This window comes from Colwellia sp. BRX10-9 (assembly GCF_014077405.1).
Taxonomy (GTDB): domain Bacteria; phylum Pseudomonadota; class Gammaproteobacteria; order Enterobacterales; family Alteromonadaceae; genus Colwellia_A.
This window is the reverse complement of record NZ_JACGVV010000001.1, coordinates 21,274-38,902: the sequence shown is the minus strand read 5'-3', so window position 1 is coordinate 38,902 and position 17,629 is coordinate 21,274. Positions and strand designations below refer to the sequence as shown.

Annotated in this window: 17 protein-coding genes; 3 read left to right on the top strand and 14 right to left on the bottom strand. The window is 36.2% G+C overall.

Annotated features, from left to right (window positions below; all coding sequences use genetic code 11):
- Positions 1-51 precede the first annotated feature (51 nt).
- The 5 genes from minE to H4J69_RS00155 form a co-directional block, all read right to left on the bottom strand.
- Positions 52-330, bottom strand: a complete 279-nt coding sequence (minE, locus tag H4J69_RS00175; RefSeq protein WP_070374180.1) for a cell division topological specificity factor MinE — start codon at positions 328-330, stop codon at positions 52-54.
- Position 331: 1 nt separating this feature from the next.
- Positions 332-1,141 carry a septum site-determining protein MinD gene (minD, locus tag H4J69_RS00170; protein WP_070374181.1) on the bottom strand — a complete coding sequence of 270 codons (810 nt, stop codon included), beginning with the start codon at positions 1,139-1,141 and terminating at the stop codon, positions 332-334.
- 28 nt (positions 1,142-1,169) lie between these two features.
- The gene (gene minC / locus H4J69_RS00165) at positions 1,170-1,889 is read right to left on the bottom strand and encodes a septum site-determining protein MinC (protein ID WP_182243183.1); all 720 of its coding nucleotides are present in this window, start codon (positions 1,887-1,889) and stop codon (positions 1,170-1,172) included.
- Between the two features lie 91 nt (positions 1,890-1,980).
- A complete protein-coding gene (locus H4J69_RS00160) occupies positions 1,981-2,262 on the bottom strand; it encodes a cell division protein ZapA (protein WP_182214834.1) in 282 nt (93 codons plus the stop codon).
- Positions 2,262-2,534, bottom strand: coding sequence for a DUF904 domain-containing protein (locus H4J69_RS00155; RefSeq protein WP_182214833.1), 273 nt, complete (start codon positions 2,532-2,534; stop codon positions 2,262-2,264). The genes H4J69_RS00160 and H4J69_RS00155 overlap by 1 nt, the downstream gene beginning before the upstream one ends.
- Before the next feature lie 472 nt (positions 2,535-3,006).
- Here H4J69_RS00155 and H4J69_RS20415 point away from each other — a divergent pair, with 472 nt between their 5' ends.
- Complete coding sequence (locus tag H4J69_RS20415; protein WP_182244048.1) at positions 3,007-3,345, top strand: GIY-YIG nuclease family protein; 339 nt, start codon at positions 3,007-3,009, stop codon at positions 3,343-3,345.
- Positions 3,346-3,505: 160 nt separating this feature from the next.
- On the opposite strand, the gene H4J69_RS00145 is transcribed toward H4J69_RS20415, so the two are convergent.
- Positions 3,506-3,781 (bottom strand): GNAT family N-acetyltransferase, encoded by a 276-nt coding sequence (locus tag H4J69_RS00145; RefSeq protein ID WP_182244047.1) that lies wholly within the window; start codon positions 3,779-3,781, stop codon positions 3,506-3,508.
- A 198-nt stretch (positions 3,782-3,979) separates the two neighbouring features.
- Between H4J69_RS00145 and H4J69_RS00140 the strand changes: the two genes are divergently transcribed.
- Positions 3,980-4,951, top strand: coding sequence for a DnaJ C-terminal domain-containing protein (locus H4J69_RS00140; protein ID WP_182244046.1), 972 nt, complete (start codon positions 3,980-3,982; stop codon positions 4,949-4,951).
- A gap of 189 nt (positions 4,952-5,140) precedes the next feature.
- Positions 5,141-6,367 (top strand): DEAD/DEAH box helicase, encoded by a 1,227-nt coding sequence (locus H4J69_RS00135; protein ID WP_182217817.1) that lies wholly within the window; start codon positions 5,141-5,143, stop codon positions 6,365-6,367.
- Positions 6,368-6,749: 382 nt separating this feature from the next.
- Here the strand turns inward: H4J69_RS00135 and H4J69_RS00130 are convergent, their stop codons facing one another.
- From H4J69_RS00130 to H4J69_RS00095, 8 genes are all read right to left on the bottom strand, one after another.
- On the bottom strand, positions 6,750-6,980 hold the full coding sequence (locus H4J69_RS00130; protein ID WP_070374193.1) for a glutaredoxin family protein: 231 nt from the start codon (positions 6,978-6,980) through the stop codon (positions 6,750-6,752).
- Between the two features lie 415 nt (positions 6,981-7,395).
- Positions 7,396-9,642, bottom strand: a complete 2,247-nt coding sequence (locus tag H4J69_RS00125; RefSeq protein WP_259367684.1) for a GGDEF and EAL domain-containing protein — start codon at positions 9,640-9,642, stop codon at positions 7,396-7,398.
- Positions 9,643-9,687: 45 nt separating this feature from the next.
- Positions 9,688-12,768, bottom strand: a complete 3,081-nt coding sequence (locus tag H4J69_RS00120; RefSeq protein WP_182245074.1) for a chemotaxis protein CheB — start codon at positions 12,766-12,768, stop codon at positions 9,688-9,690.
- Between the two features lie 632 nt (positions 12,769-13,400).
- Complete coding sequence (locus H4J69_RS00115) at positions 13,401-14,147, bottom strand: CPBP family intramembrane glutamic endopeptidase (protein WP_182245075.1); 747 nt, start codon at positions 14,145-14,147, stop codon at positions 13,401-13,403.
- Positions 14,148-14,485: 338 nt separating this feature from the next.
- The gene (locus tag H4J69_RS00110) at positions 14,486-14,965 is read right to left on the bottom strand and encodes a hypothetical protein (RefSeq protein WP_182217811.1); all 480 of its coding nucleotides are present in this window, start codon (positions 14,963-14,965) and stop codon (positions 14,486-14,488) included.
- Between the two features lie 189 nt (positions 14,966-15,154).
- Positions 15,155-15,439: a hypothetical protein gene (locus H4J69_RS00105; protein WP_182217809.1), complete on the bottom strand. Its 285-nt coding sequence runs from the start codon at positions 15,437-15,439 to the stop codon at positions 15,155-15,157.
- 103 nt (positions 15,440-15,542) lie between these two features.
- Positions 15,543-16,250: an SDR family oxidoreductase gene (locus H4J69_RS00100; protein WP_182217807.1), complete on the bottom strand. Its 708-nt coding sequence runs from the start codon at positions 16,248-16,250 to the stop codon at positions 15,543-15,545.
- A 476-nt stretch (positions 16,251-16,726) separates the two neighbouring features.
- A complete protein-coding gene (locus tag H4J69_RS00095; RefSeq protein WP_182217806.1) occupies positions 16,727-17,590 on the bottom strand; it encodes a TIR domain-containing protein in 864 nt (287 codons plus the stop codon).
- Between the last annotated feature and the right edge of the window lie 39 nt (positions 17,591-17,629).

Sequence of the window (17,629 nt, the reverse complement as noted above, 5' to 3'; positions counted from 1 at the left end):
GCGCCTTTTTTATGTTTACCAATAAGGTCTGATAAAAAATATCAAATCGACTTAGTTAATACTGTTCTCATCACTTAATTCAATATTAAGTTCTAAGACATTTAAATCGCCACCTTTATTATCAAGGTTTATCGAAAAACTTTCATCGGTGACTTTAATGTACTTACGCAATACCTCAAGGATATCCGCAGTGAGTTGCGGCAAGTAATCAGGCTGTTTATTTCGACTATTGCGCTCATGTGCAACAATAATTTGTAAACGTTCTTTCGCCTTAGAAGCGGTTGTTACCTGTTTTTCTTTTTTACGTAAAAAATAATCAAGTAATGCCATGTTATCCTCCAAACATACGACTAAGAATGCCTTTTTTCTTGGCATGTAAAAATCTAAAATCAACGGTTTCACCTAAAAGGCGATCAACCACATCCTGATACGCTTTTCCTGCATCACTTTCAGTATCTAAGATCACTGGCTCACCGGCATTAGATGCCTTAAGTACCGCTTGTGATTCCGGAATAACACCTAATAAAGGTATTGATAGAATATCTACCACATCTTCAACACTTAGCATTTCACCATCATCAACACGCTTAGGTGAATAACGCGTTAATAATAAATGTTCTTTAATAGGTTCTAAGCCAAGCTCAGCTCTGCGAGAACGGCTAGCTAACATACCTAAAATTCGATCAGAGTCACGAACCGATGAAACTTCAGGGTTAGTAGTGACTATAGCTTCATCAGCATAATAAAGCGCCATCATAGCGCCTGCTTCAATACCCGCTGGAGAATCACAAACTATATAGTCATAGGTTTTACCAAGCTCTTCAAGAACCTTACCAACGTTTTCTTTATTTAACGCATCTTTGTCACGGGTTTGTGAAGCAGGTAATATAGATAAACTACTGACACGCTTATCTTTAATTAATGCCTGATTTAGGGTGGCCTCACCATTAATCACATTAACAAAGTCATAAACAACTCGGCGTTCACAGCCCATAATCAAATCAAGATTTCGTAAGCCTATGTCAAAATCAATTAACACAACCTTTTGACCTTTTAACGCCAAACCAAGACCGATTGCCGCACTTGATGTCGTTTTGCCAACCCCGCCCTTTCCTGATGTAACTACTATTATTCGTGCCATAGACCGAATATCCTTTATAAGTTAAAAGTTAAATAAGTTTTGATGACGTTAATTCACTGTCAGTCAAATGTATATATACGGGTGAGCCCCAATGTTGCTCCATTGACTCGCTTAGCCAATAGTTACCATTAATCGAAACTAATTCGGCTTCAAGATTTTGGCAATATATTTGCGCATGATGGTGACCTGTTGCGCCGGCAATGGCTCGACCACGTAACGAACCATAAACATGAATATTACCATCAGCAATCACTTCAGCTCCAGCAGATACTGAGCCAATAACCACTAAATTTTGGTCTTTAGCATAAACTTGCTGACCAGAACGAATTTGACCACGATGTATTTTATCGCTGAAAAGTCCACGATCTGGTATATCTGCTATCGTTTCAGTTTTTGTAATTTCTGGTTTTTCTGCACGAGGCGCTTTATCTAAAGACTGGTTTTTTGCCGTATTAACGAATGAAAAGCCAAGTTCGCGGATCAACGTTCGTTGTTCCTTAGCTATCAACCCCGTAAAGCCAACAAAGGTAAAATTGAATTCTTCAATTAATGATTTGATTGCTTGATAGTCAACCGAACCCTCTAATTTTTCAATACTAACCACAATAGGAACAAGATAAAAAAAATCTGGCGCTTGCGCGACTTTGTTTGCTAAATCAGACCGAATATCTGCTAATTTTGATGTTTTTAAATGTAAAACAGACAGGGTAAAGCTTGAACCTTTAAATTCAATGCTAGCATCAGCCATAGCTAAATTTTTCCTAAGTATAAAGTAACGATGATTACCACTATCTTAACTTACTCAGCGATAGTGGCAATACTAGAAAAGGTGAAAGTGTTTATAAAGCGTTTTTAAGTGTCGAAATCAACACTTCTTGTCTGTGTTGATTTTGCTCAATTTTATTATTTGCTATTAATAATGAATAGCTTAAATTAATTGACGCAACTAATAAAGCACGCTCGCTGCTAGCATTTCCTCTTTGCTGTTTAATGTCATCGCACATAACAGCAAGTTTACTAGCCGCTTCCTTTAAATCCTCTGCCTGTTCAGCTGGGCAAGAAAACTGATGTAGCTTACCCATAATTTCAATGCTGATGCCATTAGAGTCTTTAATAGACATTAACTAAGCTCTTCTGCACTTTGCAATTTAGCTAATAAAGCAGTTAATACATTATTTGTTTGTTTCTGTTTTTCTTCACCTTCTAAGACTTCAAGCTGAAAGGTTTCATTTTCATCGACAAGCAAAGCTTTTTGCTCTGCTAATTCTGCTACTTGCTGAGCTAAGCCTGCTTTTTGCTCTGCTAATTCTGCTATTTGGCTTTTTAATTGGTTATTTTTATCAATGATTTTTTCGATCAGTTGTTCGAGTTGTGGGAGAGTATTTTCGTTCATAAGGCGCTCTGGTTAACTGTACTAATTAAGGGCGGCAAATTTAATATAAAGTGAGGCAGAATGCTACTTTTTACGACAATTATCGCCTTAATTTGTGTAACAATTATTAAAGATAGAATAGATTAATAAATCACGTTTAAAAAACAAGCGCTTCGACCAAATAACAAGCGGTAAATATAAGAAGTCTAGCCGGTAAATTTTTATATTAATTAACACCAATACGCATTTAACAACGCAAACTATCTTAATCTCGACCCTTTTGTATCACTAAATTAACTGAGCTTTCTCTAACCTCCTTATCAATAACTAAAACATTGACCCGCATCAAGTCTGCGTTCAAATAATAATAACGCAACAACATAAATAACAGTTCGAGATCAATATTCTAGACAAAGAACTCGATAAAATAACGTCATAGATAACGATAAAGACAATAAGTCACTACATTTTATTACTCAATGAGAACAAACTTATGAGCTTAAAAAATTCCCGCTTGGTTAACCCACTTGATAATGTTTCGTTTGGCAATGTCTACATAATGACACATTCTATTTTTTCAAATGTAATTAGAATAGGGTGTACTTCAAGCAATACTGAAGAATATGCAAAGTCGCTGTCAAAGAAGAGCCCAGGCCATTATCAACTCTTTTTTTCTTTGGCATGCGAAAATCCGTGTAAAGTTAAAAAGCAGATAAGACAGTATTTTGATGCGAAAAAATACGTTAACGAGTTTTATGAAGTATCGCCTGAAATAGCAAGAAGCCTATTAAAAAGAGAAGTGTTAAAAATACCCGTTTTAAGCGTGCACTAAACTATTTTTATAGGGTTGATCTTAATAAGTACTGATTAATATACTATTAAGATGACGGTCAACATTATGGAAATAACAGATTGGTTATAAGCGCCTATAGATAAAAGTGACTCTATTCATTTTAAAACTCATCGCTAATGGCGCTTTTTATTGTCAATAATTATGCAAATAAGTCACTTGCTTCAGGGTGTTTTTCTAAATATTTGATAATGTATGAACACTGCGCAACCGCTTTTTTATTATCAATTTTTATCTGCTGAAGAACATCTTCTAACAGTGTTTTTGCTAGGCCTTTCCCCGCTAGCTCATCAGGAACAATAGTATGGGTTAAGTGCATATTACCGTTTTGATCATCGTAAGTGATATAAGCAACCGCACCATCGATATGGTATTCGTATTTACATTCGTTTGCGTTATGTATGAGCGTGTAAGACATTATTTTTCCTTAAAAGAGATTAAAACGACTTCTTTCAAAAATAGCATGAAAGATCTAAATCTACCTGCCATATTTTACTGAAAGTGTCACATTACTGACATTCATCATATTTATTTATTCTTATAATAACACCATCAAATTGGACTAGTTAACATTAGGCCAATATTTATCTGCCGGTTTACTACGCAGGAGTTCACTGTGAATTATAAAGATTATTACAAAATTATGGGCGTTGATAAAACGTCGTCTCAGGATGAAATTAAAACATCATATCGGAAATTAGCACGAAAGTTTCATCCCGATGTCAGTAAAGAAAAAGATGCAGAAGCTCGCTTTAAAGACATTAATGAAGCCTATGACGTGTTACGCGATAAAGAAAAGCGCGCAGCTTATGACCAACTGGGTAGTAATTGGAAGGCGGGCCAAGCAGGCTTTACCCCGCCACCTAAATGGCAAGAGCAATATCAGCAAGGTAATGGGAATTTTAATGCCGGCGGTCAAGGCGACTTTAGTGATTTTTTTGAATCATTATTTGGTGGCGGCTTCAACGCAAACCAGCATTCATCGCGTGGTCCTCAGTCTAGGCAAGGGCGAGACAGTCATGCAAAAGTATTCATTGACTTACCTGATGCATATACCGGGGCAACTCGAAGCTTTACCTTGCAAGATCAAATGGTTGATGAACATGGACAAGCACAATCAAAAGCGCGAACCTTGAAAGTAAGTATTCCAAAAGGTATTAAACCCGGACAGAAAATTCGTTTACAAAAGCAAGGTGAAACAGGTTTTGGCGGCGCTAACAATGGTGACTTATATATTGAAGTAGGCTTTAACCCTCATCCCTTATATACCATTGAAGGGCAAGACATCACCACCGAGCTTACTATTAGCCCATGGCAAGCAGCACTAGGTGAAAAAGTAAAAGTGCCAACACCAACAGGAACAATTGATTTAAGCCTGCCTAAATTAGTAAATAGTGGTGCTAAAATGCGTCTAAAAGGTCGGGGCTTACCAGGTAAAATTGCTGGAGACTTTTTTGTAAAACTCAAAATTGTTTTTCCAAAAAGCTTATCCGCAGCAGAAGAAGCGCTATACCAATCTTTAAAAGGACTCGCGAATGATACTAGCAAAAAAGAAAGTGAAGATGACAAGGTTAAACAAAGTAGTTAAACAAAGTATTTAGCGTCTGCTCGGAGTAATAGACTAACAGGTAATGGTTCGCAACAAAGTAACATATTTTTGATAACCGGTATTATTGAAGTGAGAACCCGTCAGAAAAAGCCACCTTTAATACGTCTTAAATATATTAAAGCATTCTGTTAGAATAGTCGGCTATTGATTAAAGGACACCGAGGCAGCATGTCAGAATTTAAAGAATTTTCACTTTTAGAGTCAATTATTGATCGCGTTACTCTTAAGGGCTATAAACAGCCTACACCGATCCAAAAAGAATGTATTCCGGCTCTTATTAATGGGAATGATCTTCTTGGTATAGCGCAAACGGGAACAGGAAAAACGGCGGCTTTTTCACTGCCTATTATCAATAATTTTGGTCGAAATAAAATAGATATTCAAGCGAAGAGCACGCGTTCGCTAATACTAACGCCAACGAGAGAGCTCGCCTCGCAAATAATGCAAAACATTGATGACTACTCTGAAGGTTTAGAACTTAAAACTAAGGTTGTTTATGGTGGTGTAGGAAGACAAGCTCAGGTTGACTCGATCGCGCTCGGACTTGATATTTTAGTGGCAACCCCTGGACGATTATTAGATTTAATTGAAACGGGTGATATAAATTTTAAGGCGTTAGAAATATTTGTCTTAGATGAAGCAGATACTATGCTTGATATGGGGTTTTTTAAAGATGTTCAAACCATTATATCTAAACTGCCAAAGAAGCGACAAACACTATTGTTTTCAGCGACTATGCCCGCTGAAATAGAAATACTGGCAGAAGCAATATTAACAGATCCAATAAAAATTCAAGTTGCGGCTGAAACGGTCACTATCGATTTGGTTAATCAAAGCGTATACCATCTTGATAAAGCGAATAAAGTACCTTTACTCTTTAATATATTACAAAAACCTGAATTTGAAAAAGTGCTTATCTTTTGTAAAACAAAGTATGGCGCTGACATCATTGTTAAAGCATTAGAAAAAGCATCGATAACAGCCGCTAGCCTTCACAGTAGTAAAACACAAGCCGTTAGAGAGGAAGCGCTACAAAACTTTAAAGATTCTAATCTAAGAGTATTAGTTGCCACTGATGTTGCTGCTCGCGGAATTGATGTTAATAATATTACTTTAGTTATTAACTATAACCTTCCTGAAGATCCAAGAAATTACATACATCGTATAGGGCGAACTGCTCGGGCCGGTAAAAGTGGAATGGCCATTTCATTTGCTGTAGAAAATGATATGAGGCAATTAATTAATATCGAAAATAGCATAGGACAAGTTATTCCTATTGTTACGGAGCAGCCTTTTCATAAAGAGTTTTCAAAATTGCCTAAAGAAGTCAAAAAAAAGGTAAGTAAAACAAATAAAACGAACAGAACGAATAGCACAAGAAAAAAAAGAAAATAGGATAGCGATAAAGTAGCCAACTAAAGATTTTTAGCTCGGCTACAAATATCAACTGTCGATGCCTTAGAATGCTTTTTTTGCGATGAAGATAAGTACACTGGGCAAAATATTATCAGCATTAACCTAGTTGCTGTGCAAATAGGCACCATAAATTAAGTAATGTTTAGCGATTAATTTTAGTGCGCATGCGGTAATGGCTAACCACACCTATGAGTACTATTCGTTGATCAGTCGGCGCATAAAGTGATCATTAATTATTATAATGCTCAGGGGCAGATTATATGGTGCCCTACTTTTCTATCTTTTTATCCATTCGAAATAGAGTAATCAAGCATTCTGTGCTCGTTGGTTACTCAATTATCTAATGAGATAATTGAGCTTGTTAATCTTCGGCATAGAGTTTTTTAAAGTTTTTTAGATTCCAGCCAATCATGACTTCATTACCAATTTTAAGGGCGGGTAAAGAGCTAGCTCCTATAGCGTCAAGCTCTTTTCTACCGCGCTGCATTTTCGCATTGGTTAATCTGTATTTTATGCCATTATTATCCAAGTATTTTTGAGCTTCACGAGAATGGGGGCATTTATCTGAAATATATAAAACAACGCGTTTCATCACTAACCTTTGCTGAATTGTTAAAGATTCACTATTTTACTGAACTCTCAGAAAAAACAAAGATGAATTAACCGAACTTTCAATTTTATACAAAGAAAATTAAGCTACTTTGTTAAACCAAGGTAATAAAAATATATCAACTAGTTGTTTGGGCTTTGATTTAATCGTTTCTGCTTAGAGCTGCCATCAGCAAAATTTTATCAATTAAACTTTTTTAATTTGTGGTTTTATCCACTTTACAAAAGTGAACATCATTAGTTTCTTGAACACTTTGCAGCATTTAGAATATGTAAATCTAGCTTTACCCTTTAAGACAACTAAGCCACCAAACCTACCGTTCAAATGATTGCCTTGGCATTATTTTTTGTAAACTTAATTGACCTAAAAACCTTAACAAACTACCTTAATTGAAATCTTACGCTGTCCAAATTGGATTTATATGCCAATTCTCCAGCCATAAAGGAAAATCATCCGCCGGCATAGGGCGTGAAATTCCGTAGCCTTGCGCGATAGTGCAGTTCAACGACAGTAGTTTTTCAGCGTGAGCCTTTGTTTCAACCCCCTCGGCTATCACACAGCGATTGAAAATATCTGCTAAGCCGATAACAGCCTTAACAATGGCAAGGTCAGAGGTATCTGTAAGCATATCTTGAATAAAAGTCTGATCAATTTTTAAAGTATCAGCGGGTAGGCGTCTAAGGTAAGTTAGCGAAGAATAGCCAGTGCCAAAATCATCCAAGGCAAACTTTACCCCCATTTTTAGACAGGTATTCATGAGTTTACTAACCTGAATGACATCTTCTAGTGCACTAGTCTCTAATATTTCTAATTCCAGTAATTCAGGATAACTTTCAGGGTAGGCAGCTAACGCTCCCGCTAAATGAGTTACAAAATTGCCACTTTGTAATTGGCTAGCACCTACGTTGACACTTATCGGTATGGTTAACCCTTGTGTCTTCCAGATACTCATCTGTTTAAGTGCTGTATCAATAACCCATTCACCAATTTTAATACTGATTAAATGACCTTCAATGATGGGTAAAAAAGCATCGGGTGGCAAGATGCCTTGTTGAGGATGTTTCCAACGGATCAGAGCCTCAGCGCCAATCACCTCATTGGTTTTCATGTTCACTTTAGGCTGATAATATAAAACAAACTCTTTTTTCTCAAACCCCTGACGAATGCGCTCAAGACTCTCCCTTCGTGTTCGATCTGCCTCTGATGGGCCTATATCAAAAAACCGATAACAACCTTTCCCTGCATCTTTGGCAACATACATGGCCTGATCCGCCTGGCGAAGCAGGAGGTCAGGATCAGATCCATTTTTCGGATAAAGTGTCACACCAATGCTGGCTGAAACTTTTAGTATATTATCATTACAGATAATATTTTGAGATGCTGCTGTCAATATGCGCTGCAATACCGGCTCACATTCGCTTATATTATCAAGGTCGCTAAGTACGGCGATAAATTCATCACCGCCGATACGCGCTAAAAAATCACCCGCACGCAAAGACTGCTCAAACTTTGCAGAAATGTCGATTAAAAATCGATCACCCGTATCGTGTCCATAACTATCATTAATATTCTTGAAACCGTCTAAATCAATATAGGCTAGAGCAAGTATTTTTCCGTGTCGTTGGCTTTGCTTAATAGCCAACGTTAACTTATTAGCCAACAGTATTCTATTGGGAAGGCCAGTTAATATATCGTGATGCGCGCTATGTTCAAGCTGCTCTTGATGCGCTTTAAGATGAGTAATGTCAGAGAACATTGATACATAGTGCATTACCTGACCCAAGGCATCACTTACTGCGCTAATTGATTGCATTTCTGGATAAATGTCACCATTTTTTCGTCGATTCCATATTTCTGAGCTCCAATAGCCTTGTTCCTTCAGGGCTTTCCACATGTGTCTATAATAGTCATCGGACTGACGACCTGATTTGAGAATTCGTGGATTTCGGCCAATAGCTTCCTTTCTACTATAACCAGTAATTTGCGTGAAAGTGTCATTGACTTCAAGGATATTACCCTTGATATCTGTTATTAAAATACCTTCGTGGGCGTGACTAAATACGCTAGCAGCGAGTTTTAATTTTACTTCTGTTTGCTTGTGCGCGGTGATATCAGTTAATACGGTTAAGCACTCAAGGCCGTCGTCGTTGATACTCACCATCATCTGAACGGTAATTACTTTATTATCAACGTATAATTTTACCTCACAAGCGGATTGATTTAGCCCTTTAAAAGCACTCGACAGGTGTGAGTTGAATTGAGGCAGGGAATCTTCGGTTAAAAACGCGGCCAATCTCAAGCCATTTATTTTCGCGCGCGGAATACCCAACATGCTCGCAGCGGTTAGATTAGTTTGGGTAATATGGCCTGAACGGTTAAGGGAAAAAAAAGCCACTGGGGCAAAGTCGTATAAGGATTCATAGCGTATTGCTGCTGCTTCAGAAGAATCTCTGGCTAGAATAAGATCATTTTTCTGCATTTCTAACTCTATCTGGTGCACCTGTAACTCATGCAGAAGGCTAGCAGTGGTTGCTTCATCAGTAATTGAATCACTGTCAGGCAGCCCCTTTTCTTGCAGACGTAGCATAGCCTCTTTACGCACAGCAACTTTTTTACTTGTAAGCTGCTTTGAGTCTTTTTTCATGATGTACTCTTACTCATCGGGCATTTACCTTTATGTGATACTCAATTATTCCAGTATTAGCAGTTTTTCTAGTGTATTTTGTACATTAACGAGCATTTTTTTCATTGCCTTTGCCGAGGTGTTATCACCTTGTGCCAACATCACCTTAACATCATCTAACGTGCTAACATTTTGTTTTTTATCAGTAATATTTTCGGTCACACAAACGAATAGGCCTTGCTCTTGTGAGTACATTGCACAAACAAACCACTGCCTAGACTCTTTAACGTAATATTCAAATTTTTCAGACTTTCCTGACATTGCTACGCGACCACAAGCGGCCATAAATTCAGCGTTAGATTGTAGGATATTTGGCACGACTTCACTGCCTTTTTTCCCTGCTACATGATGTAATCCAGTTATACCCGCGTAAGCATTGTTTACTTCAAGATAGTTGAAATCAACCGCTTTGTCGCCTTCCATTAGTATGTTCTTGTAGGCAACGGCATGAGATGAATTCTCAAATAGCAAACGAAAGCGAGATTCTGACACAGCCATAGCAATACTTGCATTCCTGTTAATAGTATTATCGCTAAAAGTTATAACCACGCCATCAATTAGAGTTTCCTGCGTGCGATAGGGCATAATGCGTACAATATACCAACGACCATCATGAGTTGTTACTTCCTCTTCATGAAATATCAGACTTCGTAGTACTTCATCCGTATGTTCTGACAACTTAGGATAAATTAATGAACTGACCAAGTCTGTAATAGGGCGACCGACATCACTAGGAATGAGTTTGAAAATTTTAATTGTTTCTGGGGTGAAACGACGTACATTGAGCTCATTGTCTAAAAAAAGCGTGGCGATGCTAGTACTATTAAGTAGATTTTTTAAATCATCTCTCGCTTGAGACAATTCATTGACTTTGATGTTTAGCTCATGATTAACCGCTCTTAACTCTTCATTCATCGACTGCATTTCTTCTTTGGAGGTTGTAAGCTCTTCGTTAGTGCTTTGAAACTCCTCATTCGTACTTTGTAATTCTTCGTTGGTAGATTTAAGATTCTCTTGTGCAACCTGCATTTCATTAGTCGTAAGTCGCAGTTCTTCCCTGCCCTGCGACAATACATTTTTTAGTTTTTCTATTTCATTACTATGTTCTTTGGCTAGATTACCTTTGAGCGATGTTTTAATGGGTGCAATGGGCGTTGCGGAAGTCGTAAACAACACAAGAACCATAGGGCCTAATGCTGATGAATCTAATAGTGGTTGTACCCTCACATCGACCAGAATAATATTACCGTTACTGACAACCTCAACGTTCGTTATATCTAACTTTTTCTTCAGGCGCACCGCGCGATTAAATATTTCGTTCAATGGTGCCGCCAAGCCTTCACGTGCCATTGAGAAAAGGTTGTAATTCACCTTGCCTACCGCTGGCTCTAAATATTTCCCAGTTTTTCCGTTGATATAAATGACATCCGCTTTTTCAGTGGTTAGTAGAGCCGCCGGAGTAAAATTCTCTTGTAATAAGGATTGGAGTAAATCTTCTAAGTTCATAGTAACTGTATCTTGGGGGTTAACGGGCACATTTTTTTCTGGCTTTAACTCATGAGAATAACTATTCACTTCGTTAACCGGAAATTTCATTACATTAAAAGGCTGTGATGTCTCACGTCGTTTGTAAATACGCTGTTTTCCCTCTAAAAGAGTAAACAGTGACTCTTCGTTTCCAATGGTTTCAGACGTTCCTAAAACAAGCACTCCAGACGGTTTTAAACTGTAATGAAATAAGGGAAACAGTTTCTTTTGTAACTCTGGCTCTAGATAGATGAGCAAGTTACGACAACTGATGATATCAAGTTTGGTAAATGGGGGATCCATCACCAAATTTTGTTGGGCGAAAATAACACTTTCTCGTGCCTGTTGGCCTATTTGATAGCCACCGTCTACTTTCACAAAATATAGGTCTAATAGTTCCTTGGAAATATCGGCGCGAATACTATTGCTGTAAATCCCCATTCTAGCTTTGTTTACGGCATCTATATCGAGGTCAGTAGCAAAAATCTGTAGTTCAAAATGTTTGGTCGAGTTAAATTTTTTAAAAGCTTCTTGAAACACAATTGAGAGGGTATAGGCTTCTTCTCCGGTAGAGCAAGCAGGAACCCAAGCACGCAATGTACCTCCCTCTGGATATTCAGAAAAAAGCGAGGGGATCACCTCATTTTCTAGTTTTTTCCAAACAGTATTGTCGCGAAAAAAGTTAGTAACACCAATCAGTAATTCCTTAAGGAGTAATTCATTTTCTTGGGGATTAGTCCGTAAATAACGTACGTAGTCGGGTATGTTGGAAAGCTGATGCAAGGCCATACGTCTTTCAACACGACGATTAATAGTGGTTTTTTTATAAAGCGAGAAATCTTGTCCGGTATGAGCACGTAGTAATACCATCACCTTTTCAATATCTTCTTTATTTTTATTGTAATCTTCAATCGGCAACGGCACTTTATTTACATAGTTAACGATATAACTCATTAACTCATCTGCTGGTGCTACGGCATCAACTAATCCGGTATCAATGGCATTTTGGGGCATACTGTCAAACTCGGCTGTATCAGGACTTTGCACAAATACCGCACCTGCTTTATCTTTGATCGACTCCAAACCTAACGTACCATCTGCCCCCATACCTGAAAGAATAACAGCAATACTGTGCTCCTTTCTATCGGCTGCCAGAGAAGTGAAAAAAGAATCAATAGGCAATTGCAAACCATGCGGGTTAACACGAGCGAATAAAATTAATGTTCCATTTAGAATAGTTAGATCGCAGGCAGGTGGTATCACGTAAACATTATTGGGCATAATCACCATATGATCGGTAATTTGATGTACATCTAAGGGAGTCATGCGTTGCAATAAGTCGCACAGGATGTTTTTGTGGTTAGGGTCTAAGTGTTGCACCACAACAAAGGCCATGCCGCAGTCAGCAGGCACATTACTTAAAAATCGTTCGATGGCTTGAAGACCGCCAGCAGAAGCACCAATACCAATGATAGGGAAAACATCAACAGTAGACGACGTTTTATTCTCTGTTTTCTCATCAACCTGTTGTTCAGAAACAACATCTTTAGATTTTTTCATTGTGTGTGGGTATTTTTATTCTTAGGGTGGCGTTTATAGATAATGCGCCGAATATGATGAAAATTCAATAAATTCAGGTTAATCATTGGCTGCGATGAACTAAAAATACTGTCATGGTGATTGATTGAAGAGTTCTTAAACCTCAGATAACAATTAGACTCATATTGAACAAATTTACTACATAAATTCTATTTGGAGCTATTTTCTTTACAATAGAGAAATATAAGATTCATGTCGTCAATATGTTTGCAAAGATGACTTTCAAACACGAAGACCTACTTTGTATTCAGTGCTGATGAAGTAAACCTGTGACTTCAGTAAGTTTACGACCTCGAATTACTGGATAGCTTTCTGAAATAAAATTTCATTGCCGGATTTGAGCTTGAAAACGCCTCACAAGTAGTCAGATAGAGGTCATTCACCCTTACATTATTAATGCTACCTTGATAGTATCAATTGATTTTAGGTGGTCAGCTCGTTAAAAATTGCCGTTGATGCTTAGGTGTTATTACTAACATTTTGTTGAAAGAGCTATCCTGCCCCTAATGACATTACCCTTAAAGGTAACAGACATTATAAAATAGCTTAAAAACGCTTTATGATTATTAGGAAGAGGAAGTTGTTTTAGTCTTTTATAAAAAATTTTCTGCAACCACTATAATATTCATGACCATGTGACCAAAAATGCAATACCATAAATTCCCACTTACATATCTAATCAATCCTAATAAGCATGAAGATAAGAAGAGTAAAATAAATACCTCTGTTTGTTCATATTGAGAATGTATCAAGGTAAACGCTAAACTGGTAATGACAATGATGAACGTTGGATTTAGGGAGATTTGTTCTAACTTGTAGAAGGCGATCCCCCTAAAAATAATTTCTTCAAAAAAAGGACCTACGATTCCAACCGTTAAAATAAGTAATGTAATTTCAAGTCCTGTATCTATTGATTCTAAAAAGTCGAGCATAAAGCTTGGCGTTTCAAAAATGCCCATACGAAATATAAAATATTCAAATAATGAGAAGGTTAACACGGCTAATAAGGTCATTATTAGTCGTGTTAACGTTATAGATCTTAAAGCTAATCGGTTAACTATATTTTCTTTATTTTTTGCGGAAAGATAATACTGAAGAAGGGGTAGCATTAAAAATACTGAAACTATTGATGTTGTAAAATTAAAGCCTAGATTCGTGCTCAGCTGTTCAATAGTATGTACATCATCTAAAAATATTGAGCCAAGACCTGATATAAACACAATAAAGGTTGAAAATATCGGTAGTGCTAGAGCTAACAGTAATATCGATAACATTGACAATACCGATAACATCATCTTATTTAATGCCGCTGATGCGTTATTAACCTTTGATATACTCATAAATATATTAAAATCCAATTGAAAAAAACAAAACGATTGAGAAATTAATCTCAATGCATAATATTAAAACGTAATTGTCGAACCCTACTTACTGGTAAAATTAACCTGTATATCTATTAGGTCCAATAAAACAGGCAGTAAGATCCTGTCATTTAAGTGGAGACCTTAGAAGCTCCCACCATTATATTTGCAAAAGTCAGCGATATTATTAGGGAAGCCGATTTGTCAGCTGATTTATAGTAAGAGAAAGCCTTATTTGTACTTTTAGTGAATGTTAGCATGTGAAATAACAACGGCAGTAATGAGCTAAAACCGACTAGGCAGATTCATTAAATATCTTAATTAACAAATTTGCCATAAAGTTTATTTCGAATAGGTCGTTTAACGAGATAAATAGCCTCATTAGCCCTCATTTCTTTAATTAAACTAAAAGGAATGTAATCGGGTATTAGCTCAAAATAATTATTATTATTTAAATCATCATACTTAATGCTATTTACCACTGCATTCTGCCATTGATAGAAAACCCTTCCATAAACAATAGCCACATTACTGCCGCTAACACTTACCACTTTAGCTAATCTATATTTATGCTTAGGATTCAATTTATTATTAATCAACCTCATGTCTAAAAAGTAAATATCATTGACTTGAGGAGTTAAAATAAAAACGGATGCTTGTGTTTGCTCAGCGTTATGTAAAGCATATTTTTCATAGCCAAAATAGGCAATCACCACTAGAAAAGTCAATAACACGAGTTTATTTAAGGAGATTGATAACTTTGCTTTTACATTTTTTGATTCGAAGGTATGTGGCACTTTAATAAATCCTTTTAAAGTTAACTCTATTTGATAACACTGTTTAGGTTTAAAATTGAGTAATAAATCATAAATTCAATGATATATCCAATGCTCATCTCCAATATAACACCTCATCAAAAGTTAAAGATGGTTGAATAAAATAGTAAGTTAAATACAAGGTCAGCCACTCTTTAAATGTTGAGTAACTTAGGCGTTTACACTAGATAGCATCATATAAGTAACATAGGTAAATAGACATATTGGAACAACAACATATGCAAAAGCATCAGATTTACACCAACAGCCTTGAGCTATTTTTTCTTTTCTAAATAAGGATATTGAAGAGCCATAAAGAATAATCAAACCAACGGCAACTATCGACATCCAAGAAATATCATTACCCACTAAAAGCAATAATGGCGTTATTGCCGAAAGACACCACAATGAAGCTACAAAACTAGCGCTGTTGTATATAACAATTAGATACTTCATCACATCCAAAATTTTACTAATTCGTTAAAATTGTTAGTTAAAATAATTAGCCATTGGAAACAACCAACTTTTATTTATTCTACTTTAATCGTTTAATAGCTTTTTAAAACGGTAATTCCTCTCCCTTAAAATCATAAAATTTCCCAGTGGTATCAATAGATAAATTTAGAATCACTTTCATAATTCCAAGAGCCGAATCTTTAACATTTTCTCTTGCAGAAGAACCGCCCATATCTGTTTGAACCCAACCAGGATGAACAGCCACCACAGCGACATTGTCATTAACAAGTTCATTGGATAAATTCACGGCTAGCATGTTGGCTGCTGCCTTAGACATTCGGTAACCATACCAATCTACACTTCTTTCTCGTGTTAGGGATCCCATAACAGAAGAAATTATAGCTATTTTACATAGACGATTTTTCTTCATCAAAGACAAAAAACAATGAGTTAAATACAATGGGCCAAGCGAATTCACTTTAAAACTCATTTCAGCATTTGCATAATTAATGTCATGAATACTTTTATTTTCTTGATCTAAATAACCAGCATTATTTATGATTAAATCTATTTTGATACTTTCTTCACTGAGTTTATTTGCTAACCTCTCAATATTTTCTGGACAGGTGATATCCATTAATTCAATGAGTAATTTTTCAGAGAACTTATCCTTCAATGTTATTAAGTCAGCCGATGCCTTTTCATTTCTACAGGTAGCAATTACTGTCCACCCATTTATAAGATATTGTTTTGTTAATTCGAAACCAATGCCTCTATTAGCACCCGTTATTAATACAATTAAATCACTCATGTTGAACCTTTAAATATGACACCCCATTTAGAGGCAAAAATGGTTTACTAAAATGGTAGATATTTTCCAAATATGAGAGCGCAACAGAAAACTGTTTTTGGTCTCTCTTTAATAGCTTATAGTTTGATTAACAGCAAACTAAAATAACACAATTAAAAAACAAGCTAGAATAATTGCCAAATAAAAAAACTGCCTACCTGTACTCGAACGTTTTTCCGCTTGCTTTGAGTGTGTCATGTGAATATCACGAATAATTTGTCCCTTGTTTTTACCGACACAATGGGGGCAAATAGAATAAGATATTTTATATCTCAAACCACATTTATTGCACTGGGTCGTTGGCTCTCTACTGTAATCTATAATCATGGTTTTTTGTCATAAAGCATTTTATTAAGCTTGTAAAAATAGCTATTTATAATAACAGGAACAAGAGAAGCAAATGTTTTGTGGCCGTTTAAGTAACTGCATAGACGCTATTATAATTCAGGCTTAAAACCAGCTGCTTTAATTTCATTAATTAAAAATAACCCAATATCATCGATATTATGATCAACTTTTTTATATATAAAACCGCTTAAATCAGCAGGTATATCCACATCGCCTTTATGAAGAACACAGACATTTTTTCTCCCAAGCTTAGCGACCAAATAACCAAACTCAAAAATGACATTAGGTTTGGCTCTAATGACTTTTTTTCTCTCAGCATCTATAACACTAGATTGATCAATCGTATACGAAACTTCATCAGGGGTAAGTAATATGAATGCATAAGATACATCACTGTTGGCCTCGAGTTTTTCAATGAGACTTTGCTCAGCATCCACTTCTCTGTGCAAAAAAATTGGCTGAATTCCGATTTGTGTAAGAAATAGCGCTAATTCAATTTTTAAAGCATTGTCATGCCCATGAACAATAAGTACTTTATTATTACTTGGTACTAGGGAGTTAGTTACATTCGTTTTTTCGGTCGAACCTTTGGGTTTATTGGTTTTTTTTGGTGGCCCTGAAACTAATAATTCATTAAATATATCGCCTTCATCTATTAACGAAATTAATGCATTTAATGTTTTAATATAATTGTCTTTTGCAAACTCAAATTTGTCTTCACTATTACCTGTTACCTTTGAATTATTTGCAGCTTTAAAATAAACAAAAGGTTCTGAATTTGGCTTAACTGTTTGTTTCAAAATATTTTCTATATCATTTACCCATGTATCCCACGTAGGTAAAGGCTCCCCTAAAGTCAGATCAAGTGATTCATGCTTTTTACTACAGTTTTTCCAATTAAACGCTTCACTCATTTCTGCTAGTTTATTGATTTTATTTTTTAACAGCTCCACTACTCGGATCCTTGCACTGCATATAACGCCCGATTAACT